The organism is Streptomyces sp. M92 (assembly GCF_028473745.1).
GTDB lineage: Bacteria > Actinomycetota > Actinomycetes > Streptomycetales > Streptomycetaceae > Streptomyces.
This window is the reverse complement of record NZ_CP101137.1, coordinates 2,060,973-2,085,413: the sequence shown is the minus strand read 5'-3', so window position 1 is coordinate 2,085,413 and position 24,441 is coordinate 2,060,973. Positions and strand designations below refer to the sequence as shown.

Below are 24,441 nucleotides of genomic sequence, written 5' to 3'. Positions count from 1 at the left end.
GAACAGGCCCTTGCCGCGTCTCAGCCCAGGCTCGCGAGCAGTTCGTTGCACGCCTGCTCGCAGCGTCGGCAGGCTTCCGCGCACACCCGGCAGTGTTCGTGCGTGTCGGCGTGGGTGGCGCACTCGTCGGCGCAGGCCTTGCAGACGGTGGCGCAGGCCTGCAGGACGGCTCGGGTGATGTTGGCGTCGTAGCCCGTGTGGCGGGACAGGACCGACGCGGTGGCGTCACAGACGTCGGCGCAGTCCATGTTCGTGCGGATGCACTTGGTGAGGTCGCCGACCATGTCCTCCGAGAGGCAGGCGTCCGCGCACGCGGTGCACGCCTGTGCGCAGGCGACGCATTCCTCGATGCACCTGGCCATGGCTTCCCGGTCCACCCCGCCCAGGTCGGCGGGGTAGGTGCGGAGCATGTCGTTGACGGTGGTGGTCATGGCGGCTCTCCTCGTGTTCGGGTCGGTCGTTGTCGCTGTCGTCGTCGCTGTCGCTGTCGCTGTCGCTGTCGCTGTCCGCCGGGTATCACCGCACCGCGCGGCACAAACGGCTGAGCCGGATCGGTCGGCATATAGGTGTCCCCAGCACCCATCTCGCGTCCCGGATAACGGTCCGATCTCACCAACTGGGACATCCGCTGGTCACGGGCCGTTATGTGAGATGCGTCACTAAACATGCGGCAAAGACGTGGTAGAACTGCGCAACCCCGCAGGTAAATCGACTCGACTTCGATCTGCGGAAGGTCGGCCCGCACGCGCACCACGGCCCGGGACGATCACGGTCCGAAGCCGGGCCGTGCGCACCGGTTCGCTCAACGGACAACGAAGTTCGCTCAGAGACCGCTCATCCGGCGAGACACCCCAGCCCGCCACCCCCGCGTCATCGAGGTAGCCAAGTGTCACTCGACTCCGTCACCCAGTCCGTGGACGAAGCAGTCAGCGGATTCTTCGAGCCCATAGCCGAGTGGCTGGGGGAGGTGGTCTTCTACACCGTCCCCGTCGGCGATGCCGACCTGCCCCTCATCGTCGCCTGGCTCGTCGTGGCCGGCCTGGTCTTCACCAGCTGGTTCGGATTCATCCAGCTCCGCAAGTTCAAACTCGCCGTCGACGTGGTGAGGGGCAAGTACGACGAGAAGGGGTCGGCCGGTGAGGTCAACCACTTCCAGGCGCTGACCGCCGCCGTCTCCGGCACCGTCGGCCTCGGCAACATCGCCGGTGTGGCCGTCGCCGTCTCCATCGGCGGTGCCGGCGCCACGTTCTGGATGGTCCTGTGCGGCCTGCTCGGCATGGCCACCAAGTTCGTCGAGGTCACCCTCGGCGTGAAGTACCGCGAGGTGCACGCCGACGGCACCGTCTCCGGCGGCCCGATGCACTACCTGCCCAAGGGGCTGGCCGAGCGCTTCGGCAAGAACGGCAAGACCCTCGGCAAGGTCCTCGCGGTTCTCGCCTCCTTCCTGATCCTGTTCTTCGGCCTCTTCGGCGGCAACCTCTTCCAGGTCAACCAGTCCTACGCGCAGCTGGTCTCGGTCGCCGGCGGCGAGGACGGCGCGCTGGGTTCCTCCGCCGGCGCCCTGTTCTTCGGCATCCTGGTCGCCGCGGTCGTCGGCATCGTGCTCCTCGGCGGCATCCGTTCCATCGCCAGCGTCACCAGCAGGCTCGTGCCCGCCATGGCCGGCATCTACATCCTCGCCTGCCTGACCGTGATCCTGGTCAACATCACCGCCGTGCCGGACGCCGTCGTCCGCATCGTCGAGGGCGCGTTCAACCCCCAGGGCGTCGTCGGTGGTGTGCTGGGCGCGCTGATCATCGGCTTCAAGCGGGCCGCCTTCTCCAACGAGGCCGGTCTCGGCTCCGCCCCCATCGCGCACGCCGCGGTCAAGACCAAGCACCCCGCCAGTGAGGGCCTGGTCGCGCTGCTGGAGCCGTTCATCGACACCGTCGTCGTCTGTACCATGACCGCGCTGACCATCGTCATCGCCAACCCCGACAGCTGGGGCGAGGCCCGCGCGGGCCAGGACATCGGCGGCGTCACGATCACCTCCGACGCCTTCGAGACGGTCCTGCCCTGGTTCCCGTACGTCCTCACCCTCGCGGTGCTGCTGTTCGCGATCTCCACGGTGCTGACCTGGGGCTACTACGGCCTCAAGTCGTGGACGTACCTCTTCGGCCGCAGCCGGGCCAGCGAGATCACGTACAAGGTCGTCTACACCCTCTTCGCCATCGCGGGTTCGCTGCTGACGCTGCAGACCCTGATCGACCTGGCGGACGCCTTCCTCTTCTCGCTCGCCGTCATCAACATCATCGGTCTCTACCTGCTCGCCCCCGTCGTCAGGCGGGAGCTCAACAGCTTCCTGGAGCACGTCCGCGCCCGGAAGTCCGGTGGGAGCACCGGGGACGGCGACGGAGACCAGGAGTCGGCGAAGACCACCGTCTGACCGCCTCACGCGGCCCGGCTCCTTGAACGGCCCAGTGCTCACCTCGCGCCTTGGTGAGCACTGGGCCGTTCGCCGTCCGTCCTCGGTAGGGCTCCCGGTCAGTCCCCTCCGGGCTCCCGGACCGGCCGGGCCGCGTGGCGGGCGGACGGGTTCGCGACGAGGTGGCGCGGGTCGGTGGCCCGGCTGATCGCCGACTCGACGGCCGCCACCCGGTCGGCGAGCAGGCCGAGGGCGGCCACGGCCCGGGTGAGGGGGTCGTCCTCGGGGCCGCCGAGGGACTGGGTGCGGACGTACGCCGCCTTCAGCTCCGCCCAGCGGGCGGCGCGGTCGGCGGTCAGCGTGCCCCGCAGCTCGGCGAGCTTCAGCAGGTTGGCCTCGGCGCCGGTGGTCAGGGTCTGGGCCTCGGCCGCGTAGTGGTCGTCGAGCAGGGCGGACAGTTCGGTGTCGTTCATGACCGGCTGGATGCGCTGGGCGATCTTGTTCATGTTGCGGTACGAGCCCTGGAGCCGGAAGGGCGGCTCGGTGCGGGTGGCGTCCGACTGGGCGGCCGAGGCGATGTACGCGGCGTTGACCGCGAGGACGGTCTCGCGGGCCGCGACCAGGTGCCGCAGTACGGCCGTGATCCGGTCCAGCTCGGCGGGCTCGTACGGGTGGGTCAGCCGGTCGGCGCGCGCGTCCGGGTCGCCCCCGGCCAGCCGGAGCAGCAGCTCCAGGTCCGCGCGGTCGCGGCCGGCGAGCGGGGCGAGGACCGGGTTGGCGGTCAGGGCGTTCTCGACGAAGCTGGCGGCGAACGCGTCCCGCTTGCCGGTCAGGACGTCGCCGAGGTTCCACACGTCGGCGCGGTTGGCGAGCATGTCGGGCACCTGGAAGCGGCTGCCGGACTCGGTGTACGGGTTGCCCGCCATGCACACCGCGAACCGCTTGCCGCGCAGGTCGTAGGTGTGCGGCTCGCCGTCGCGCACGCCCTCGACGCGGCGGGTGGCGTCGCACAACGGGATGAACTTCTGGAGGAGTTCGGGGGACGTGTGCTGGATGTCGTCCAGGTAGAGCAGGGTGTTGTTGCCCGCCTGGAGAGCGAAGTTGATCTTCTCCACCTCCTGCCGGGCCGTGGCGTTCGGGGCCTCGGCCGGGTCGAGGGAGGTCACCGTGTGGCCCAGGGCGGGGCCGTTGACCTTGACCAGCAGCAGGCCGAGGCGGTCGGCGACGTACTCCATGAGGGTCGTCTTGCCGTAGCCCGGCGGGGAGATGAGCAGCAGCAGGCCGCCGGTGTCGGTGCGCTTGCTGTCGCCGGTGGTACCCAGCTGCTTGGCGAGGCTGTCGCCGATCAGCGGGAGGTAGACCTCGTCGATGAGCCGGCTGCGCACGAAGGCCGACATCACGCGCGGCCGGTGCTCGTCCAGGCGGAGGCGGCCGCGTTCGGCGGCGACCAGTTCCGCGCGGCGGCGCTGGTAGGCGCGGTGGGCCGGGACCTCGCGGGCGCGGAAGTCGCGGGTACGGGCGAGGAGCTCGTCGATCCGGACGGTCAGAGCCCGGTCGTCGTCGTGGATGCGGGGGTGGGTGCCCAGGAGGCCGGCGACGGTCTCGGTCAGGGGTGCGTCCGACTCGTAGCGGGGCAGTTCGGGGCACAGCTCGGCGGCCACCGCCTCGGCCAGGTCGCCCGGCGCGAGGTCGGTGCCGGTCGCGGCCGTGTACGACGTCAGCCACGCCTCGACGAGTTGCCGACGGGCGGCCGGGTCGGTGAGGGCGGTCAGGTCGTCGTCGTAGGCCGAGTCCCCCGTGGTGCGGCGGAACTTGTCGAGCAGGGTCCGGGTGCCGGCGCTGATCACGAAGCCTTCGGGGGCGGACGTCAGTTCCTCGAAGAGGTACGCGGCCGCCGCGCGGGTGCCGGTCGCGGTGGCCAGTTCCGCCTCCAGGTCGGCGATGGCGGGGGCGAGTCCGAAGGTGTCGCGGGCGCGGGCCAGGGAGGCGGCGCGGCGGGTCCACGCCTCGCGCTCCCCGGCCGTCGTGCCGTGCGCCCAGTAGAGCTGGGCGGCGGCGCGGGCGGACGGCTCGTGGCGCAGGAGCCCGGCGCCCTCGTGCAGGCGCAGGAGTGCGGCGAGGATCAGGGCCGCGTCGTGGTCGTGCACGCCGCGCTCGTAGCCCTCGTCGTAGGCCTCCTGGGCCGCCTGCCCGACCAGGGCCGGCAGGTCGTCGGCCGCGGCGAGGGCGGCCGGGCCGTGCTCGTCGAGCAGGCGGGCCGCGAGGTGCTCGGCGCGGTAGACGTCCGGCGACTCCGAGGGCAGCGGGCGGTCCCAGTAGGGCCGGGTCGCGGCGAAGTCGGGGTCGGTGACCGGGGAGCGGTAGTCCGTGCCGGTCAGGGCGAAGGCGAGGCCGTCGCCCTGGGGGACGAGGGTGAGGTCGAGGGCCTGGGTGCCGACCGCGAAGCGGTGGCCGCCCAGCCGGACGGTGCGGCCGCCGTCGGCGTACAGGTCGGTGCGGTCGCGCAGTGCGCGCAGGGCCTGCTGCCGGGCGGACTTCAGGCGGCCGTCCAGCTCCTCCGCCCTGACCTCGTCGCCGAGTGCCCGCAGTTCGTCCGCCGTGCGGCGGACCTTGGCGGGCATCGGGTCGGAGGTGAAGTACGTGGTGACGGCGTCCGCGTCGGCGAGTCCGGACGCCCGGCGCACGATCGTGGCCAGCACCCGGTCGGCCGACTCCGCCAGGCGCTCGGCGCGGCGGGCGCGGGCGTCGGCGAGGGTCTGCTTGCGGGCCGAGAGCGCCTCGTGGACCTCGTCGCGCTTGTCCGCGAGTTCGGCGAGGAAGTCGTCGGACTCGGCGAACCGGGACTCCAGGTTCTCCACGCGCACCAGCAGGCGGGCCAGCTGCTCGTCGCACTCCTCGGGGGTGCCGGCCGCCGCGAGGGCGGCGGTGACCGCCTGGCCGAGCAGGGCGAACTCGGCGGCGAACTCGGCCCGGCCCTCGCGGTCCCGCAGCGCGCGGCGGCGGCCGTCCAGCGTGGCACGGGCACGGTTGACGCCTGACAGGACCTCGGCGATCCGCTCCAGGACGGACGTGCGGACGGTGGCGTCGCCGATGTCGAGTCCGGAGACGACGTCGGTGACCGTGCGCAGGCTCTCGGCGTGCTCGTCGAGGCGGGCGGCGACGGGCTCCGCCTCGGCCGCGGTGGTGATCGCCTCGGCGTCGGCGACGAGCCGCTCGACGTCGGCCCGGTGGTCGGCGAAGGCGTCCTCGTGCGCCAGGTGGGTCACGGCGCGCTGGGCGAAGGAGGCGAGGTCGCGTTCGACCTCCGCGGCCAGATCGTCGATGCGGCCGGTGTCCGCGTACCGCAGGTCCTTGAGGGTGAGCAGTTGCCCCTGGGCCTGACGGAGTTCGGTGAGTCCGGCCACCCAGGCGGCGGCGGAGCGCGGGGTCTCGCCGCGCAGACGCCGTACGACGGTGGTGACGCGGGCCGACGCCCCGGTGAGGGCGTCGGCCGCCTGCCGGGTGAGTGCCTGGACCGTCTCGAACTCGGCCAGCACCTGTTCGGCGGTGGCCCGCACCTGGGTGAGCGGCTCGTGCAGGGCGCCGAGGTCCGGTTCGGTCAGCCAGTGGTGGGTGTCGGCGGTCCGCACGCAGGCCGCGACCAGCGCCTCGTACACCTCGCCGGTCGGGGTGGTCCCGGTGACGGCGCGGGTGACGGACAGGCAGTCGGAGATGCCGCGCACCAGGTCGGGGTTGCCGACCCGGGCGAGCGGGCCGGTGCCGGACGGGCGGGCGGCCGCGTGGGTGTCGGAGACGTAGGGCGAGGTCCACCGCTGGACGGGGTGCACGCGCTGCGGTTCGGCGCCGGCCGCGCGCAGGGCGAGGAGGGTGCCGTCGTCGGACAGGGCCCAGCCGTGGCAGGTCAGCGGGGTGGCGACCTCCTTGCGGATGACGTTGTAGGGCAGCAGCAGGTGGCGGCCCGCCGCGCGGGCGTGGAAGGCGTACAGGACGTCCTCGCCGTTCGGTGAGCGGACCGTCCGCTCGAACTCCATGCCCTCGGTGTCGACGCCGTCGAACGTCCGGTGGGTGCCGGTGGCCAGGCAGTAGCCGCCGGCGAAGACGACGCCCTGGTCGTCGGGCAGCCGGCGGCAGGCCCGTCCGATGCCGTCGAGGCGGACGGCGGTCCTGGTGAGGGTGTTGAACACCAGGTAGCGGTGGGTGTCCTCCTTGTAGGGGCGGACGTCCAGGAGGACCAGGGCGCCCACGCGCGCGTACGCGATGTGTGCGTCGGCGAGCGACTGGAGCGGCTCGTCGACCGGCTCGGCGTACACGCCCTGGTCCGTCTCCGTGTCGTCCTCGGCCTTGACGGTCAGGGTGCCGTTCAGCGTCTCGACGAACACCTCGCCCTCGATGGAGACGTGCGGGTGGCGGCCCAGGACGTGGTCCTCGCGGGTCGTCGCCGTCCAGGTGAAGTCGTGGGCGGGCGCGAGGACGTGGTCGCGGTCGCCGCGCGCGTCCAGGAAGGACGCCCGGCCGTCGTCGGTCAGCGCCCAGCGCAGGACCCGGATGTCGTCCGCCTTCTCGCCGGTCCGGAAGACGGCGAGCAGCCGGTCCTCGACGCGGCTCAGACGCAGGAGCCGGGCTTGGTGGAAGTAGCGGTGCAGGGCGGCGAACTCGCGGACGAAGGCCGGGTCGTCCAGCAGTCCGGGCACGGCGTCCTCGGGCAGCCGGTCCAGGTCCCGGCCGTGCAGGGCGAGGACGTCGCCGACGGCGGTGTCCGGGCCCCGGCCGGGGACGGTGTTGTAGCCGAAGAGCAGGACCCCGCCGACGGACACGAGGTCGCGCGGTACGCACACCGGATCGGTGCGCAGCTGCTCGGTGCCGGCCAGTTCCAGGCGCAGGGAGCCGAACTCCTCGACGCGGCGGGCGTTCAGCGCCTCGGCGCGGCGGGCGAGTTCGGCCGCCTGCGCGGTGAGGCGGTCGCGCAGCACCTCGTACGTACCCGTGTCCAGGGCGGTGGTCATGAAGTCCCTCTCAGGAAGTCCCTCTCAGGGAATCGGGAAGAGCGGTCAGCCCTTGGCACTGCCGTTCACGGCGGCCGTCAGCCGGGTGTCGGCCAGGCCCAGCTCACCGGCCTTGCCGAGCAGCTGCTCCAGGGCCGCGGCGTCGGCGCCGCCCGACTTCATGAGCTTCATCAGCAGGGTGGACACGGTCAGGTTCTGCACGTCGGCCGTGGAGACCGAGCCGAGGACGCGGGCGAGGTCGTCGGTGAAGCTCGACGTCCCGTCCAGCCAGGGCTGCGCCAGCGTCTGGGCGGTCTCGGAGTGCTGCATGAAGCCGTCGACGCCCTTGCCGAGGCCGATCGCCCCGACCAGCCGGTCGAAGAAGACCGACTCGCCGCCGACGATGTCGATGTCGGCGTTCTCCAGCCCGGTCGCCAGGACCGTCGCCTGCGCCTCGGCCACCTGCCGCTGGACGTCCAGCCCGGCCAGCCGGATGTCCTTCTCGGCCTCCAGCCGCAGCCGGTACTCCTCGTGGCCGCGGGATGCCTCGTCCAGCGCGGCCATCGCCGCCGCCTTCTCGGTGAGACCGGCCGCCTCGGCCTTCAGCTTCTCGCCGACGGCGGCGGCCTCCGCCAGGGCCTTCGCCTTGGCGCCCTCGGCCTCGGCCCGCAGCCGGGCCTCGGTGGCCTCGGCCTCGGCACGGCCGGCCTTCTCGATGACCTCGGCCTCCTTGTCGCGGACCTGGATCTCGGCCAGCCCCGGGGCCGCGCTCTCCGCCTGGATGCCCTCGGCGAGCCGCAGCTTGGCCCGCGCGTCGAGGTCGGCGCTCTTGAGGCGGGCCTCGGCGAGGGTGAGTTCCTCGGCGGCACGGTGCGTGGCGGCCTGTTCGGCGGCCTCGGCGGCCTTGATGTCCTTGACCAGCCGCTCCTGCGCCTCGGCCTCGGCGGCGATGACGACGGCCTGCCGCTGCCGCTCCGCCTCCTCCACGGCACGCAGCTTCTTGATGGCCTCCTCCTGCTCGGCGACCGTGCGGTCCACCGCCACCCGCTCCCGGATGACGTCGGCGATCTCCCGCTTCTCCGCCTCGACCTCCTTCTCGGCGGCGATCCGGGTGAGCTGTGTCTCCCGCTCGCGGGCGATGACCTCCAGGAGGCGGTCCTTCTCGATGCGCTCGCTCTCGACGGCGATGACCCGCTCGCGGTTCTTCTGCGCGACCGCGACCTCGCGGCCCTGGTTCTCGCGCTGGATGCCGAGCTGCTCCTCGGTCTTGAGGAAGGCCGACTGCGCCCGCAGCCGCTCCTCCTCCACCACCCGCGCCGTCTCGGCCTCTTCCCGCGCCCGGACGGTCTCGATCTCCCGCTTCTGCTTGCTCTCGGCGTCGACCTGCCGGCGCTCCAGCTCCAGGATGGCCTCCCGGGCGTCGACGTTCTGCCGGGTGATCTCCTTCTCCTCGGTGCGCTGGGCCTCGTTGGTGCGCACGTGCTCCACGGCCGTCAGCTCGGTGATCTTCCGGATGCCCTGCGCGTCCAGGACGTTGGCCGGGTCGAGCTGGGTGAGCGGCGTCTGCTCCAGGTAGTCGATCGCCGCGTCCTCCAGGTGGTACCCGCTGAGGTCGACGCCGATGACCTCGATGATCCGGAACCGCAGCTCCTCGCGCTTGGTGTAGAGGTCGGTGAAGTCCATCTGCTTGCCGACGGTCTTCAGCGCCTCGGAGAACTTCGCGTGGAACAGCTCCTGGAGCGTGTCGCGGTCACTGGCCCGTGTGGTGCCGACGGCCTGGGCGACCTTGATGACGTCCTCGACGGTCTTGTTCACCTTGACGAAGAACGAGATGCGGATGTCCGCACGGATGTTGTCCCGGCAGATCAGCCCTTCCTTGCCGGCCCGGGTGATCTCGATCGTCTTCACCGAGATGTCCATCACCTCGGCCTTGTGCAGCACCGGCAGCACGACCTGCCCGGTGAAGGTCACGTCGACCTTGCGCATCTTGGAGACGATCAGCGCCTTGCCCTGCTCCACCTTGCGGAAGAGCCGGGCCACGACGAACAGCACGGCGGCGGCGAGCACGAGGCAAACGAGCACGCCGATGCCCAGGGTGTAATCCATAGGGAGTCCTCTGAGTCTGCGAAGTCAGCGGATGGTGCGAAGTAAGCGGCGTAAGCGCGGAGTCGGCGCCCACGGCAAGAGGCGAAGAGACAGGGCGTGAAACGCGCGTCGGCTACGACTCAGCCGCGGCCGCGGCTACTGCCGGGGTCGTACGGGGCTGCTGCCGGGCTCCTACGGGGAACCGGCCGCCGGGGCATGTCACCGAGGGCGCTGAGGGGGCTCAGGGGATCGAGGAGGCTGAGGGCTCGCGCGGAGACGGCGTCGATCCGTGCCACGTCTCACCCCCGATGCGGTCCCGGGCCCCGGCGCCGGCGCCCGTTGCCGGGCTCTGGCACCAGGGCCGTCCCCCTGTTGCTGCCGCCCTCATGATGACCGAGACACGCCACGCTCCGCATTGCCGTGTTACGGCAATCTTGATGCCCTCTTGATGCCTGCTTCGACCCGGGGCAAGCGCGATGATGCGCCCATGTTCGTACAGCTCCTCACCGCCACCGGTGTGCTCGCCGTCGTGACTGTGGTTCCCGGGCCGGACACGGCCGTGGTGACGAAGCGGGCCGTCGCGTACGGGTGGCGGGACGGGCTGCGTACGGTCGGCGGCACCACCACGGGGCTGCTCGCGCGGGGGCTGCTCACCGTGGCCGGCCCGGCGGCCGTGCCGGCCGCGTCCGGCACGGCGTACACGGGGCCGGGCCGGGCGCGGTCGGTCGGTCGGTCGGGCCATCTGCTCTCTTGCGGGTGGGTACGCCACGATCACACCAGGGCGAGGGGGCGCCGCCGCGCATACGTGGCCGGTTCGCCCCGGTCCGGCGGGCCGGCGCCGGCCGGGGGGAGTGGCTCGGCTCCAGGATCGCCGTCCGCGACGGCGGGCACCATCCGGTACGGAGCCCACAAGCGGGCGTACGAGACCTGTAGGGCGGCAGCGCCGCGCGTGGCGGGCGGCGCGTCAGTCGACGTAGGACTCCAGCGTGCCGCGGCGCCGTACGTCGAGGGTCGCGCAGTGGAAGGAGCCGCCGAAGGGCGCGTAGTGCAGGAGGTCGCAGGGGACGGGCTCGAAGCCCCAGCGTTCCAGGGCGCGCAGCATGCCGGTGTGGTGCCGGTCGGCGACGACCCGCTCGCCGTCGATCACGAGGACGTTCATGCTGAGCCACTTCCCGCACATCGAGGTGACCTTGAGCATGCGGTCGGGGATCGGGTCGGGCTCGGGCGCGGTCAGGACGTCCCAGGAGGCGAGGGCGTCGGGCAGGCGGTCGGGGTCGACGTACTCCGGGTTGATCAGCACCTTGCCGGGCGCCAGCGGCATGAACGTCGTGTCGATGTGCATGGGCGTGCGGCAGCGGCTCTCGATCTCGTGGATGCGGTAGCCGGGGCCGAGGTGGCGGCGCAGCCACTCGACGCCCATGCGGTTGGTGACGTTGCTGCGGGTGACGAAGAGGTCGCGTCCGGCGCGGACGAAGTCCGCCGCGTCGAAGACCGGCTCGAACTCGGTGAGGACGTACCGCATCGGCTCGCCCGGCTTCGGGATGCGGAAGTCCGGGTCGAAGAGCTCGTCGGTGAGCTGGGGCTTGGGGGCGGCGGTCCAGCGTGCGCCGCGGCGGAAGTAGTCCTTGAGCAGCGGACGGTAGGAGTGGGTCTCGAAGTAGCGGCACGGCCAGGCCATCGGGGTCTCGATGATCTCGTCGCCGATCACCAGGAGGCAGTCGCGCGGGCAGGTGTTGCAGAAGCCGCGGGACGACCAGTCCGGGGTGCTGAAGCGCTGCCGGTGGTCGACCGCCTCGGGGCGGGTGACCGTGACGCCGAGGGACTCCAGGAGGGTGACGAACCCGTCGAGTTCCTGCTGCGCCCGCTCGATCAGGACGCGCGGGTAGCGGAATCCGGCGGCCAGTCCCTGCAGCCGGGCCGCCCACGGGGGGACGTTGCAGGTCACGACCGGGTGGTCGGAGGGGATCGTCGCGCCCTCCAGCCGTCCGACGACGACTTCCTCCAGGGGGTCCCACTCGTTGTGTGACCCGACGGGCGAGACGGCGGGTTCCGCCGCCTCCGTGACACCGACACCGGGTTCCTGCGCCACCGCCATGACTGACCGCTCCCGCTCGACACGGCTCCGTGACGTACTCGGTGCCCCGAATCGGGCCGACGACACCGTCGCTTCCCGCAGGACTTGCCCCGCCTATCGTTTATCGATAGATTTCCATCGTAGTTCGATTGAAGGAGGGGTGATGGGGCAACTGATGACGCTCGCGCTGCGCGGTGTGCTGGTGGTGCTGCTCGCCGGGGCGGCGTTCGTCCAGGGAGTACTGATCTGGCTGCTGACGGCCGGCACCGGTGATCCCGACGCCGCCCTGGCGGCCGTGCGCACGCCGGTCTTCCTGATCGTCGTCCTGGGGGCCGCGGCGGCCGAGGTGGTGCTGGTCTGCGTGTGGCGGCTGGTGACGATGGTGCGGCGGGGCACCGTGTTCTCGCTCGGGGCCTTCCGGTACGTGCACATCGTGATCGGCGCCTTCGTCGCGGCCGCACTCCTGGTGTTCACCCTCGCGGTCCTGCTCGCGCCGGGCGAGGCCGTCGCGCCGGGCATCGTCCTCATGCTGGGCGGCGTCGTCGTGGCGATCCTGGGCGTCGCGCTGGTCGTGCTGGTCCTGCGGATGCTGCTCGCCCAGGCCGTCGCCCGCGACATCGAGGCGGCGCGGATGCGGGCCGAGCTGGCAGAGGTGATCTGATGCCGATCGTCGTGGACATCGACGTGATGCTGGCCAAGCGCAAGATGTCCGTGGGCGAGCTCGCGGAGCGCGTCGGCATCACCCCCGCCAACCTGGCGGTGCTCAAGAACGGCCGCGCCAAGGCGGTCCGCTTCACGACGCTCGCCGCGCTCTGCGTCGTACTCGAGTGCCAGCCCGGTGACCTGCTGCGCCACGAGGCCGGGGACGAGTACGGAAACGGCGAGGGCGAGTACGCCGGGACGTGACGCCGGGCCGGTGCCGGCCGCGGGTGGCTCCGCGGCCCCCTCCGGGCGCAGTCTGGGAGAAGATCCGTGTGCACGCGCGCCCGCGGGCGCCGACCCGGAAGGACCCGCTCGTGATCATCTTCGGCACCAAGGGATACCTCTACCAGCTCGCGGTACTGACGCTGGTGTGCGGCCGGTGCGGCAATCCCTCCGCGCACACGCTCAGGAAGCGCGTCAACAAGTTCACGCTGTTCTTCGTGCCGCTGTTCCCGTTCTCCACGAAGTACCTGACCCAGTGCACCTTCTGCGGCGCGGAGCAGCAGGTCGGCAAGGAACAGGCGGACCGGTTGCAGAGGCAGGCCGTGAGCGGCGGTCCGGGAAGCTCCGGCGGGCAGCCGTACGGGCAGTCGCCGCAGCACCCCTACCAGCGGCCCTGAGCCCGGGCCCGCGCCGCCGAACCGGCGTACCGCTCTACCGCGTTGCCGGGTCCCGGCAGTCCTGACTACCCTCGCTTTGCCGAGACCGCGCACCGGGCGTGACCGGCAGGGGAGGCGCGGGGTGACGGACCAGCAGACGGACCAGCGGACGGAGCAGCGGACGGACCGGCAGGAGGCGTACCTGGACGGGTACGCCGCGATACTCGCCGGGGCCGCCGGCACCGGGCGCCGGCTGACCCGCGACGAACTGGAGGAACGGCGCCTCCTCGGGGAACAGGCCGCGGAGGCCGGCCACAGCCTGCGCAGCCTCGTACGGCTGCACCTGGACGCCACCCGCACCTCCTGGCCCGGCACCGTGACCGCCTCCGGCACCGGCACCGCCGACAGCGTCCTCGCCGCCGTCACCCAGGCCGTCGACGCGTTCGCGGAGGGCTACGAGCGCGCACAGCGCCTCGCCGTGCGGCAGGAGGAGGCCGCGCGACGGGAGTTCATCGACGACCTGCTCTACGGGCGCAGCGACCTCGGCCGGCTCGCCGAACGGGCCGAGCGCTTCGGGCTCGTCCTCTCCCGCGCCCACGCCGTCGCGGTGGCCGAGGGACCCGAGGCGTACGACGACACCGCCCCGGTCACCCGGTTCGTGGAGACCGCGCTCATCTCCCGCTTCGGCGACCGCCGCATCCTGATCACCACCAAGAACGGTCAGCTCATCTGCATCGCCCCCGGCGACCAGGACGACGTCCTCACCTTCTTCGCCAAGCAGGCGTACGCCGCCACCGACGGCAGCCGGGTCGCCATCGGGCGCCCGCAGACCGGCGCGGGTGGTGTCGTGCACAGCTACGAGGAGGCCCTGAGCACCCTCGAACTCGCCGAGCGGCTGGAGCTGGACGAGCCCGTGCTGCACGCCGCCGACCTGCTCGTCTACCCGGTACTCACCCGCGACCGGCAGGCGATGGCCGACCTCGTGGTGAGCGTGCTGGGTCCGCTGCGCGGCGCCCGCGGCGGGGCCGAGCCGCTGCTGCGGACCCTGGAGGCGTACTTCGACGCCGGCTGCACCGCGGCCGAGGCCGCCCGGCGCCTGACGCTCAGCGTGCGCGCGCTCACCTACCGACTGGACCGCATCCACCAGCTGACCGGGGCCAATCCCGCCGATCCGGTGCACCGCTACACCCTGCAGACCGCGGTCATCGGCGCCCGGCTGCTGGGCTGGCCCGCCCAGGAGATCTGAGCGGCCGGCCGACAGCGGTACGCGTGCCGGGGCCGGTCCAGCCGGTACCGAGGACGTCGGCGCCTGCGAAGCCGGTCACCGCCGTGAACCCGGCGGTGACCGGCAGCGACAGCCACCCCTCCAGGAAGCCGTCCAGCGCTCCCCCGAACGCGCCTTCCAGCACTCCGCCGAAGACCAGCGACAGGGCGAGCGGCACGACCCCCGTGATACCCGGTCCGAGAGACCAGGCCATCGTGCCGTCCCCCTCCCGCCCGTCGCTGAGCTTCGGTGAGTCATATGTTCCCCCTCGGGCCGCCATCCCGTCATTGCCGTTTTCCGGCAGTCCTAACGCGTCTTTGATGCCGTCCTCCGGCGCTCCTCCGTCTCCCCTCCAACTCCTCGGCCGCTCCCGGAACCGCGGCTCGCGCCGGTACTGTCCTTCCTCAAATGGGGACTTCAACGGGGAGCGTTCCGCACCAGGCCGGGCAGGGCGACACGTACGCGCACATGGTCGTGTGCGGCGACGACGGGCTGGCACACCGTCTCGCCGCCGAACTGCGCGGCGTCTACCGCGAGCAGGTCACACTCGTCGTACCGCCCTCCGGGAGCCGGGTACGCCAACCCGTGGTCGGGCGGGCCCGCGCGGCCTCCGCGGCGCTGCTGGACAGGGTCAGCGCGGCCGTCGGCCGCTCGGGCAACGGCGACCCCGGGGCCGGCGACCCGAACGGCGCCGGCCGTGAACTGGAGGCCGCCGAGCCGACCGACGAGGTCCTCGCGCAGGCCGGCGTCGACCGGGCGGCGGCCCTGGCCCTCGTGTACGACGACGATGAGACCAACATCCGCGCCGCCCTGGCCGCCCGCCGGCTCAACCCCCGGCTGCGCCTGGTCCTGCGCCTGTACAACCGGCGGCTCGGCCGGCACATCGAGGAACTGCTCGACCAGAGCGCCGCGCTGGCCACCGGCGACTCGCGGGACGCCGGGCTGGACGGCGCCGGTACGTCCACGACCGTGCTGTCCGACGCGGACACGGCGGCGCCCGCGCTGGCGGCGACGGCGCTGGTCGGCACCAGCAAGGTCGTCGAGACGGACGGGCTGCTGCTGCGTGCGGTGGAACGGCAGCCGCCGCGGCCCGGCGAGGTCGCCGACCCCGGTCTGTGCACGCTGGCGCTGCTCTCCGCGACGAGCAACGACCCGGCCGGGGCGGACGGTTCGGAGGAGAGCGGCGAGCAGGGACCGCAACTGCTGCCCGACGCGACCGCGGTGGAGGCGGCCACCGGACGCGGCACGGTCGCCCTGGAGCAGGTGTCGTACTCCGGTCCGCCGCTGCCCGCCGCGCGGGCCGGTGTCCCGCCGTTCGGCGAGCTGTTCTCGCAGCGGCTGCGGTGGTCGCTGGCGGGCCTGGGGGCGTGTGTGGTCGCGCTCGCCGTGGCGCTGATGGTGGTCACCGGGGACCACCCGCTGCACGCGACGTACGTGACCCTTCTCGACCTGTTCGCCATCAACGAGCCCGCGCACAACGCCGACTCCGGACGGCAGGTGCTGCAACTCCTCGCCGGTTTCGTCGGGTTGCTGCTGCTGCCGGTGCTGCTCGCCGCCGTACTGGAGGCCCTGGGGACCTTCCGGAGCGCGACGGCGCTGCGCAAGCCGCCGCGCGGGCTCGGCGGGCACGTCGTCCTGCTCGGTCTCGGCAAGATCGGCACCCGCGTGCTGACCCGGCTGCGGGAGATGGACATCCCCGTGGTGTGCGTCGAGGCCGACCCCGAGGCGCGCGGCATGGCGACGGCGCGGCGGCTGCGGGTGCCGGTGGTGCTCGGGGACGTCACGCAGGAGGGCGTCCTGGAGGCCGCCAAGATCCACCGGGCGCACTCGCTGCTCGCGCTGACCAGTGTCGACACCACGAACCTGGAGGCGGTGCTGTACGCCCGCTCCGTGCGATCCCGGCTGCGGGTCGTGCTGCGGCTGTACGACGACGACTTCGCGACCGCCGTGTACCGCACGCTGCGCGCGGCGCACCCGGGGGCGCTGACCCGCAGCCGCAGCGTGACACACCTGTCCGCGCCGGCGTTCGCGGGGGCGATGATGGGCCGCCAGATCCTGGGTGCGATCCCCGTCGAGCGGCGGGTGCTGCTGTTCGCGGCGGTACGGGTGGCGGGGCACCCGCAGCTGGAGGGGCGGACGGTCGGCGAGGCGTTCCGGGCGGGAGCGTGGCGGGTGCTGGCGCTGGAGGTCTCCGACCACACCTCCGACGGTGAGGCGGAGCAGGGGTCCAGGCTGGTGTGGGAGCTGCCCGACACCTATGTCCTGCGCAGCGGGGACCGGGTGGTGCTGGCGGCGACCCGGCGGGGGCTGGCGGAGTTGCTGGGGCGGCGGGGGGCGCGGCGGGGGACGGGGATGTAGGGGCACGGTCGTAGGCGGCACGGTCGTAGGCGGCACGGTCGAAGGGGCGCCGCCGCCCCTACGACCGTGCGGCGGGCGGCTAGCCTCGCGGCAGGTGCCTTGCCGCAAAGTCCAGTTCCAGCCGGATCTGCTTGATGCGTTCGTCCACCACCAGCGAGCCGTGCCCCGCGTCGTAGCGGTACACCTCGTGGACGGCGCCCCTCTCCTCCAGGCGCTCGACGTAGTTCTCCACCTGGCGGATCGGGCAGCGCGGGTCGTTGACGCCGGCCGAGATGTAGACCGGGGCCTTCACCTGGTCGACGTAGGTCAGCGGGGAGGAGGCCTCGAAGCGGTCGGGGACCTCTTCGGGGGTGCCGCCCAACAGGGTGCGGTCGAGGGCCTTCAGACCCTCCATCTCGTCGTGGTACGCGGTGACGTAGTCGGCGACCGGGACGGCGGCGATGCCCAGCGTCCAGGCCTCGGGCTGGGTGCCGACACCGAGGAGCGTGAGGTAGCCGCCCCAGGAACCGCCGGTGAGGATCAGGCGCTCCGGGTCGGCGAGGCCCGAGGCGACCGCCCACTCGCGTACCGCCGCGATGTCCTCCAGCTCGATGAGGCCGACCCGGTGCTTGAGGGCGTCGGTCCAGGCGCGGCCGTAGCCGGTGGAGCCCCGGTAGTTGACCCGGACCACCGCGTAGCCGTGGTCGACCCAGGCCGCCGGGCCCGCGGCGAAGGCGTCGCTGTCGTGCCAGGTGGGGCCGCCGTGGATGTCGAAGACCGTCGGGAGCGGGCCGCTGGTGCCGGCCGGCTTCTGGACCAGGGCGTGGATGCGGCCGCCGGGGCCCTCCACCCACACGTCCTCCACCGGGACCGAGCGCGGCGACTTCATACCGGGCGGGTCCAGGACGACCCGGCCGTCCGTCGAGCGGACCGTCGACGGCTGAGCGGCCGAGGACCACAGGTACTCGACGGTGCCGTCGGGGCGGGCCGTCGCCCCGGAGACCGTGCCGGCCGGGGTGTCGATCTCCACCAGCTCGCGCTCGGCGAAGTCGTAGCGGAACAGCTCGCTGCGGGCCTCGAAACCGTGCACGATCAGCAGACCGCTGCCGTCCGGGTACCACTCGGCGCTGACGTCGCCCGGCAGCTCCAGGGCGAGGTCGGTCTGCTCACCGCTCGCCACGTCCCACACCAGGGGCTCCCAGCGGCCCCGGCGCTGGTGTCCGATGAGCAGGCGGGTGTCGCCGTCGACCGGCGCGAACCCGAGGACCTCCAGGCCCAGCTCCTCCTCGCCGCCCCGGGTGTCGTCCAGCTCGGCGACCGTCGTGCCGTCGGGGCGGACCACGCGCAGCGCCGAGTGCATGGCGTCACCGTGCTCGGTGTGCTCGATCGCGATCAGCGTGCCGTCGTGGGAGAGGTCGCCGACGCCCGCGGACTCGCGGTGGCGGTAGATCTCCACCGGGGCGGCGTCCGCGCGCGCGAGATGGATCGTCGTACCGTCCTCGTCGGTGGAGCGGCCGATCACCGCCGTGCGCCCGTCCCGGGCGAGGGCGAGGCCCGCCGGGTAGGACGCGTCCAGGCCGGGCACCGCGAGCTCGTCCTCGCCGCCCGCGAAGGGCTGGCGCCGCCAGACGCCGAACTCGTCGCCGTCCTTGTCGTCGAACCACCAGATCCAGTCGCCGTCGGGCGAGAGCACACCGTCCGTCGTGCCGTTGGGCCGGTCGGTGACCTGGCGCTGCTCGCCGGTGGACCGGTCCCAGGCGTACAGCTCGTAGGTCCCCGTCGCGTTCGACACGAACAGGGAGCGGTCCGGCGCGTCCTCGGCCCAGTCGGGCAGGGACACCCTCGGCGCCCGGAACCGCTTCTCCCAGTCCGGCATCTGCTCGCCCTGCGTCTGCCGCTCGTCCACGCCCATGTCCGACGGAACGGACCCGTTGCTCTCAGTCATGGCCCCATACTGCCCCGACCGGGCGACAACGCGCAGACCAGATCCCCAGCCTGTGGACAACCTCGCCCGTCCCGCCGCACTCCCCCTGGTTTTCCACAGCCCCGCGGCCGGGCGGCCGGGGCGCGCCCCGTACCGTGGAGGGCGTGTACCGGTTTCTGCTGACGCCCCGCTGGTGGGGGATCAACGTCTTCGTCGTCCTGGCCATCCCCTTCTGCGTCTTCATGGGTTCGTGGCAGCTGGGCCGGTTCGAGGACCGGGTCCAGGACCACGAGGCCGCCACCGCCCCGCAGGACCCGGCGCGCCGGGAGGCGGCCCGGCCGCTGACGGAGCTGCTGCCCGTGGACAAGGCCACGGTCGGCGACCAGACGACGGTGAGCGGCCGCTACGCCGACCAGTTGCTGGTCCCGGAGCGGAAGCTGGACGACCGCGAGGGCTTCTACGTCCTCACACTGCTGCGCACCGACGACGGCAAGGCGCTGCCGGTCGCGCGCGGCTGGCTGCCCGGCGACCCCGACACGGCGGAGGTCCCGGCCCCGCCCACCGGCCGGGTGACCGTCACCGGAGCCCTCCAGGCCGCCGAGTCGGTCGGCAGCAACGGTGTCAGCGGCCGCTCCGGCTGGCCGGAGGGACAGACCGGCGCGATCAGTGCCGCGACGCTGCTGAACCTGGTGCCGTACGACGTCTACGACGCGTGGGTGACGCTCAACGAGGGCGACTCCGGGATGCGGGCCGTGCCCGTGAGCGCGCCGCAGGGCACGGGGCTGGATTTGAAGGCGTTCCAGAACCTCGGTTACACGGCCGAGTGGTTCGCCTTCGTGGGCTTCGTGATCTTCATGTGGTTCCGGCTGCTGCGCCGCGAGGTCGAGCTCGCCAGGGACGCGGAGCTGGGGCTGGTCCCGGAGGACGAGGACGAGGACGAGGACAAGGACGCGGAGGGCGGGCGGAAGCCGCAGCCCAGCCCGTCCGGCGTCTGACGCCGGACGGTCCGCGGACGGAGTCGGACGGTCCGCGGACAGGGGGACGTTCCGCGGACAAGTCCCGGACGGATTCCCCAGACGGAGCGCCGAACGGTCCGCGGAACGACACCGGACGTCCGCAGACAGACCCCGAACCCGTCACGCGGACAGGGGCCGGACGATCCACGGACAGAGAAGAACGTCCGGCGGACAAGGACCAGACGGATTCCCCAGACGGAGCGCCGAACGGTCCGCGGAAGACACCGGACGTCCGCAGACAGGCCACGGACCGGTTGCGCGGGCCCGCGCCAGACCCGTTACGCGGACGGGCACCAGCCCCGCCCCGCGGGCCGGCACCGGACGCCGCGCCCGGGCCGCGTCGGCTACGACGCGGCCAGCACGCCCGTCCAGTACACGGTCCCCGCGCACGCGTCGGTCACCGTCGCCGTCGCCGAACCCGAGCCGCCCTCCGGGGTGTACGTCACCGACACGCTCCCGTCGGCCTTGCCGTCCGCGGTGAGCAGCTGGGTCGTGGTGCCGGAGGCGGCCGCCTCGTCGCCGCCCGTGGAGGTGCCGCCCGCCGCGGTCGTCTCGCCGGTGGGCGAGGGGTCGGGCGAGGGTTTGCCGGTGCTGCCGCCCGTGGTGGCGTCGGTGGTGGGGCAGGTCTCCGAGGGCACCCAGGCGAACTGCACCTCGTAGGCGGAGGCGGGCGCCAGGGTCAGCGAGGTGGTCTCCAGGGACGGGTCGGACAGTCCGACCGCCGGGTCTCCGGCCACGTGCCGCGCGGTGCCGATCTTGGTGGCGTCCGCCGCGCCCTGCGGGGTGGTGAGCAGAGTGCCGGGGCCGACGACGGTGCAGCCCTCGGAGGAGACGTTGGTGACCCGGAACGAGCCGTAGACCACACCCGTCGAGTCGGGTCCCGCACTGCTCGCGACGGCCGGGCCGAGCTGCTTGGCCGAGCACACGGGCACGTCGGCGGGGGCGCTCGCGGAGGGGTCGGTGCCGGGGGTCGTGCCCGTCGCGGCACCGCTCTCCTTGTCCTCGGGCTGCTTCTCGGGGTCGCCCTTCTCCTTGCTCTCGCCCGTCCCCCCGGAACCGGCGACGCCGCTCTGGCCGCCGGCCGGGTCCTTGCCCTGGGAGGCACCGCCCTGCGCCTGCGAGGCGTGACCTGCGACGGAGGGGTCGGCCCCCGGGCCGGTCGTCTTGGAGACGTGCACGAGGGCCGGGACCGCCGTGCCGAGGAAGAGGGCTGCGGCCGCCACGCCGACGGCGACCTGACGCTTGCGGGCCCTGCGGGCGGGCACCGCGCGACGCAGGTGCTCCAGGGTGCCGTCGCTCGGCTCCACGTCCTGGACCGCCCGGTGCATCATCCTGCGCAGGACCAGCTCGTCGGGGTCGAGTCCGCCGGGCTCCCGGGGAGCCCCCTGATCCCGGGGCTCGGGGCCGTGCCCGTCGGGGCCGTGATTCACAGTTCCGTTCCCAGCGTGCGTGTGCTTGTGCTCGTCGTGGTCCCCGCGCCGTGCGTCGTGACCGTCGCTCATGCCGGTGCCTCCATGGCCACCCTGAGCGCCGCGATGCCGCGCGAGCCGTAGGCCTTGACCGAACCGAGGGATATGCCGAGCGCCTCGGCGGTCTGCGCCTCGGTCATGTCGGCGAAGTAGCGCAGCACCAGCACCTCGCGCTGGCGGCGCTGCAGTCCCTTCATCGCCTTGATCAGGGAGTCCCGCTCCAGCTGGTCGTAGGCACCCTCCTCCGCGCTCGCCATGTCCGGCATGGGCTTGGAGAGCAGCTTGAGGCCGAGGATGCGGCGACGCAGCGCCGAGCGCGAGAGATTGACGACCGTCTGGCGCAGGTAGGCCAGGGTCTTCTCCGGGTCGCGGACACGTTTGCGCGCCGAGTGGACGCGGATGAAGGCCTCCTGGACGACGTCCTCGCAGGAGGCGGTGTCGTCGAGGAGGAGGGCGGCGAGGCCGAGCAGCGACCGGTAGTGCGTCCGGTACGTCTCGGTGAGGTGGTCGACGGTGGTACCCGCCGCCGCGTCCTCCGCGCCGTCGCGCTGGTTCGATATGCGGGCCGGCCGCGCTGCGGGCATGGGCGCGATCACCGGCATGCCACCGGGCGGACCGGCCACTCGGGGACGGACGGGCCGGACGGGTGGCCGCACGGCGGGGCCACGCGCTGTCGCGGGGAAATCGAGTACCTCTGCCACGCCAGTTGGACACGCCCACCCCCGCGAGGGTTGTACGTGCCGGGCGTCACGTTCCCGCGTCCGCCGGGCGGCAGCCCGGCTGACGGTGCGTCATAGGCCCTCATTGTCCCGCTCTTCCCCTATGTCCCATGTGCACGAGCGTCCCCACGCCCGCCCTCGACGTCCCCACGCCGATCACACGCCTTCGCGCCCTGATGGGTGACCGCAATGACGCTTGCCGCCCACCGCACGGTTGCGGAGGGCGGAGAGGAAATCCTCCGATGCCACAGGTGTCCGGTACAAGTAGTCCGGACCAACTTCCGGATCACATCTTGATCCGCTTGATGGGCCCGACCCGCCCGGTCCGCCCGACCTGTCCGATCCGCCTGATCCGCCCGGCCCGCGCTCAGTCGAACTCGGCCGCGACCAGCTCCGCGATCTGCGCCGTGTTCAGCGCGGCGCCCTTGCGCAGGTTGTCCCCGCAGACGAAGAGCTCCAGCGCCGTCGGGTCGTCCAGGGCCCGCCGCACCCGCCCGACCCACGTCGGGTCGGTGCCGACGACGTCGGCGGGGGTCGGGAACTCCCCCGCGGCCGGGTTGTCGAACAGGACGACACCGGGCGCGGTGGCCAGGATCTCCCGGGCCTTGTCGACCGTCACCTCGCCCTCGAAGCGGGCGTGGACGGTCAGCGAGTGCGTGGTGACGACCGGCACCCGTACGCACGTCACCGCCACCGGAAGATTCGGCAGCCCGAGAATCTTGCGGGACTCGTCCCGCACCTTCATCTCCTCCGACGACCAGCCGTCCTCACGCGCCGACCCGGCCCACGGTACGACGTTCAGCGCGACCGGTTCCGGGAACGGCCCGGTGTCGTCACCGACGGCCCGCCGCACGTCACCGGGGTGGGTCCCCAGCTCGGTCCCGGCCACCAGGGACAGCTGCCGGCGCAGCGTCTGGACACCGTCCCGCCCGGCCCCGCTCACCGCCTGGTACGACGAGACCACCAGCTCGCGCAGCCCGAACTCGGCGTGCAGCGCGCCCAGCGCCACGATCATGGACAGCGTCGTGCAGTTCGGGTTGGCCACGATCCCGCGCGGCCGCATCCGCACGGCGTGCGGATTGACCTCGGGCACGACGAGCGGCACGTCCGGGTCCATCCGGAACGCGCCCGAGTTGTCGACCACCACCACACCCTTGGCGGCGGCGACCGGCGCCCACTGCGCGGAGACCTCGTCGGGCACGTCGAACATGGCGACGTCGACCCCGTCGAAGGCCTCTTCGCTCAGCGCGACGACCTCGACCTCCTCCCCGCGCACGGCCAGCTTGCGGCCGGCCGAACGCGGGGAGGCGATCAGACGGATGTCGCCCCAGACGTCCGCGTGCTGGGACAGGATCTGGAGCATGACCGCACCGACGGCGCCGGTCGCTCCCACGACGGCCAGGGTCGGCCGCCCGGTGCGCCCGGCACCCGCGATGTCGACCATCAGCGCCCGGTGCCTCCGTAGACCACGGCCTCGTCGCTGTCGGAGTCCAGCCCGAAGGCCGTGTGCACGGCACGGACGGCCTCGTTCACGTCGTCCTTGCGGGTGACGACCGAGATGCGGATCTCGGAGGTCGAGATCAGCTCGATGTTCACCCCGGACTCGGACAGCGCGGTGAAGAAGTCGGCGGTGACGCCCGGGTTGCTCTTCATCCCGGCGCCGACCAGCGAGATCTTCCCGATCTGGTCGTCGTAGCGCAGCGAGTCGAAGCCGATGCCCGCGCGGTTCTTCTCCAGCGCGTCGATGGCCTTGCGGCCCTCGGTCTTCGGCAGGGTGAAGGAGATGTCCGTGAGGCCCGTGGAGGCGGCGGACACGTTCTGCACGACCATGTCGATGTTGACCTGGGCGTCGGCGATCGCCCGGAAGATCGCGGCGGCCTCGCCCGGCTTGTCCGGGACACCGACGACGGTGACCTTGGCCTCGGAGGTGTCGTGCGCGACACCGGAGATCATGGCCTGCTCCACGTGCTTTTCCCCTTGCTTGATCGGCTCGCTGCTCACCCACGTGCCCTGCAGTCCGCTGAAGCTGGACCGGACGTGGATCGGGATGTTGTACCGGCGGGCGTACTCCACACAGCGGTGGAGCAGCACCTTGGAACCGGAGGCCGCGAGCTCCAGCATGTCCTCGAAGGAGATCCAGTCGATCTTCTTCGCCTTCTTCACCACGCGCGGGTCGGCGGTGAACACGCCGTCCACGTCGGTGTAGATCTCACAGACGTCCGCGTCGAGCGCGGCGGCGAGAGCGACGGCCGTCGTGTCGGACCCGCCGCGCCCCAGCGTGGTGATGTCCTTGCTGTCCTGGCTGACGCCCTGGAAGCCGGCCACGATGGCGACGTTGCCCTCGTCCACCGAGGTCTTGATGCGGCCCGGCGTCACGTCGATGATGCGCGCCTTGTTGTGGACCGAGTCGGTGATGACTCCGGCCTGGCTGCCGGTGAACGACTGGGCCTCGTGACCCAGGTTTTTGATCGCCATGGCCAGCAGCGCCATGGAGATACGCTCCCCGGCGGTCAGCAGCATGTCGAGTTCGCGCCCGGCAGGGATCGGGGAAACCTGCTCGGCGAGATCGATCAGCTCGTCCGTCGTGTCGCCCATCGCGGAAACGACGGCGACCACCTGGTTGCCGTTCTTCTTCGCTTCCACGATCCGCTTGGCGACGCGCTTGATGCCTTCGGCATCGGCTACGGAGGAGCCTCCGTACTTCTGCACGACAAGGCCCACGTGCGCTCCTCGCTCAATCCGTCTCTTTCCGCACGTACGTATATGTACTGCGGTCGGCTCATTTTACCGAGCGTCCGGGTTTCGCCTCTGCGGTATCGCATGGTGAGACCCGGGTACTCGCTCAGGCTGGCTCATGCCCATCGCG

The 24,441-nt window shown here is 72.3% G+C and carries 17 protein-coding genes; 7 read left to right on the top strand and 10 right to left on the bottom strand.

The genetic code is table 11. From position 1 onward, the window contains the following. Positions 1-20: 20 nt before the first annotated feature. Positions 21-431: a four-helix bundle copper-binding protein gene (locus M6G08_RS09490; RefSeq protein ID WP_272586732.1), complete on the bottom strand. Its 411-nt coding sequence runs from the start codon at positions 429-431 to the stop codon at positions 21-23. Positions 432-886: 455 nt separating this feature from the next. On the opposite strand from M6G08_RS09490, the gene M6G08_RS09485 reads away from it, so the two are divergent. After that, positions 887-2,425: an alanine/glycine:cation symporter family protein gene (locus M6G08_RS09485; RefSeq protein WP_272586731.1), complete on the top strand. Its 1,539-nt coding sequence runs from the start codon at positions 887-889 to the stop codon at positions 2,423-2,425. Between the two features lie 98 nt (positions 2,426-2,523). Here M6G08_RS09485 and M6G08_RS09480 read toward each other — a convergent pair whose 3' ends face one another. The 3 genes from M6G08_RS09480 to M6G08_RS09465 form a co-directional block, all read right to left on the bottom strand. Continuing rightward, positions 2,524-7,407 carry a DNA repair ATPase gene (locus M6G08_RS09480; RefSeq protein WP_272586730.1) on the bottom strand — a complete coding sequence of 1,628 codons (4,884 nt, stop codon included), beginning with the start codon at positions 7,405-7,407 and terminating at the stop codon, positions 2,524-2,526. A 45-nt stretch (positions 7,408-7,452) separates the two neighbouring features. After that, on the bottom strand, positions 7,453-9,492 hold the full coding sequence (locus tag M6G08_RS09475; RefSeq protein WP_272586729.1) for an SPFH domain-containing protein: 2,040 nt from the start codon (positions 9,490-9,492) through the stop codon (positions 7,453-7,455). Positions 9,493-10,435: 943 nt separating this feature from the next. Beyond that, positions 10,436-11,566, bottom strand: coding sequence for an amidinotransferase (locus tag M6G08_RS09465; protein ID WP_272586728.1), 1,131 nt, complete (start codon positions 11,564-11,566; stop codon positions 10,436-10,438). A 142-nt stretch (positions 11,567-11,708) separates the two neighbouring features. On the opposite strand from M6G08_RS09465, the gene M6G08_RS09460 reads away from it, so the two are divergent. The 4 genes from M6G08_RS09460 (at position 11,709) to M6G08_RS09445 (ending at position 14,092) form a co-directional block, all read left to right on the top strand. Further along, the gene (locus M6G08_RS09460) at positions 11,709-12,206 is read left to right on the top strand and encodes a DUF2975 domain-containing protein (protein ID WP_272586727.1); all 498 of its coding nucleotides are present in this window, start codon (positions 11,709-11,711) and stop codon (positions 12,204-12,206) included. Next, positions 12,206-12,451 carry a helix-turn-helix domain-containing protein gene (locus tag M6G08_RS09455; RefSeq protein WP_272586726.1) on the top strand — a complete coding sequence of 82 codons (246 nt, stop codon included), beginning with the start codon at positions 12,206-12,208 and terminating at the stop codon, positions 12,449-12,451. The genes M6G08_RS09460 and M6G08_RS09455 overlap by 1 nt, the downstream gene beginning before the upstream one ends. Before the next feature lie 110 nt (positions 12,452-12,561). Beyond that, positions 12,562-12,867: a zinc-ribbon domain-containing protein gene (locus tag M6G08_RS09450; protein ID WP_272586725.1), complete on the top strand. Its 306-nt coding sequence runs from the start codon at positions 12,562-12,564 to the stop codon at positions 12,865-12,867. Between the two features lie 121 nt (positions 12,868-12,988). After that, positions 12,989-14,092: a PucR family transcriptional regulator gene (locus M6G08_RS09445; RefSeq protein ID WP_272586724.1), complete on the top strand. Its 1,104-nt coding sequence runs from the start codon at positions 12,989-12,991 to the stop codon at positions 14,090-14,092. Here M6G08_RS09445 and M6G08_RS09440 read toward each other — a convergent pair. Further along, positions 14,049-14,324, bottom strand: coding sequence for a hypothetical protein (locus M6G08_RS09440; protein WP_443048770.1), 276 nt, complete (start codon positions 14,322-14,324; stop codon positions 14,049-14,051). The genes M6G08_RS09445 and M6G08_RS09440 overlap by 44 nt on opposite strands. A 254-nt stretch (positions 14,325-14,578) precedes the next feature. Here M6G08_RS09440 and M6G08_RS09435 point away from each other — a divergent pair, with 254 nt between their 5' ends. Continuing rightward, positions 14,579-16,468 (top strand): NAD-binding protein, encoded by a 1,890-nt coding sequence (locus M6G08_RS09435; protein WP_272591295.1) that lies wholly within the window; start codon positions 14,579-14,581, stop codon positions 16,466-16,468. 79 nt (positions 16,469-16,547) lie between these two features. On the opposite strand, the gene M6G08_RS09430 is transcribed toward M6G08_RS09435, so the two are convergent. Next, positions 16,548-18,392 (bottom strand): S9 family peptidase, encoded by a 1,845-nt coding sequence (locus tag M6G08_RS09430; RefSeq protein WP_272586723.1) that lies wholly within the window; start codon positions 18,390-18,392, stop codon positions 16,548-16,550. A gap of 143 nt (positions 18,393-18,535) precedes the next feature. Here M6G08_RS09430 and M6G08_RS09425 point away from each other — a divergent pair, with 143 nt between their 5' ends. After that, entirely contained in the window at positions 18,536-19,366 is an 831-nt protein-coding gene (locus M6G08_RS09425) for an SURF1 family protein (RefSeq protein WP_336298986.1), read from the top strand. Positions 19,367-19,731: 365 nt separating this feature from the next. On the opposite strand, the gene M6G08_RS09420 is transcribed toward M6G08_RS09425, so the two are convergent. The 4 genes from M6G08_RS09420 to M6G08_RS09405 form a co-directional block, all read right to left on the bottom strand. Next, on the bottom strand, positions 19,732-20,889 hold the full coding sequence (locus tag M6G08_RS09420; protein ID WP_272586721.1) for a hypothetical protein: 1,158 nt from the start codon (positions 20,887-20,889) through the stop codon (positions 19,732-19,734). Then, positions 20,886-21,458 (bottom strand): SigE family RNA polymerase sigma factor, encoded by a 573-nt coding sequence (locus M6G08_RS09415; RefSeq protein ID WP_073726487.1) that lies wholly within the window; start codon positions 21,456-21,458, stop codon positions 20,886-20,888. The genes M6G08_RS09420 and M6G08_RS09415 overlap by 4 nt, the downstream gene beginning before the upstream one ends. A gap of 484 nt (positions 21,459-21,942) precedes the next feature. After that, the gene (locus M6G08_RS09410; RefSeq protein WP_272586720.1) at positions 21,943-23,019 is read right to left on the bottom strand and encodes an aspartate-semialdehyde dehydrogenase; all 1,077 of its coding nucleotides are present in this window, start codon (positions 23,017-23,019) and stop codon (positions 21,943-21,945) included. Beyond that, entirely contained in the window at positions 23,019-24,296 is a 1,278-nt protein-coding gene (locus M6G08_RS09405) for an aspartate kinase (protein ID WP_073726483.1), read from the bottom strand. The genes M6G08_RS09410 and M6G08_RS09405 overlap by 1 nt, the downstream gene beginning before the upstream one ends. Positions 24,297-24,441: the final 145 nt, after the last annotated feature.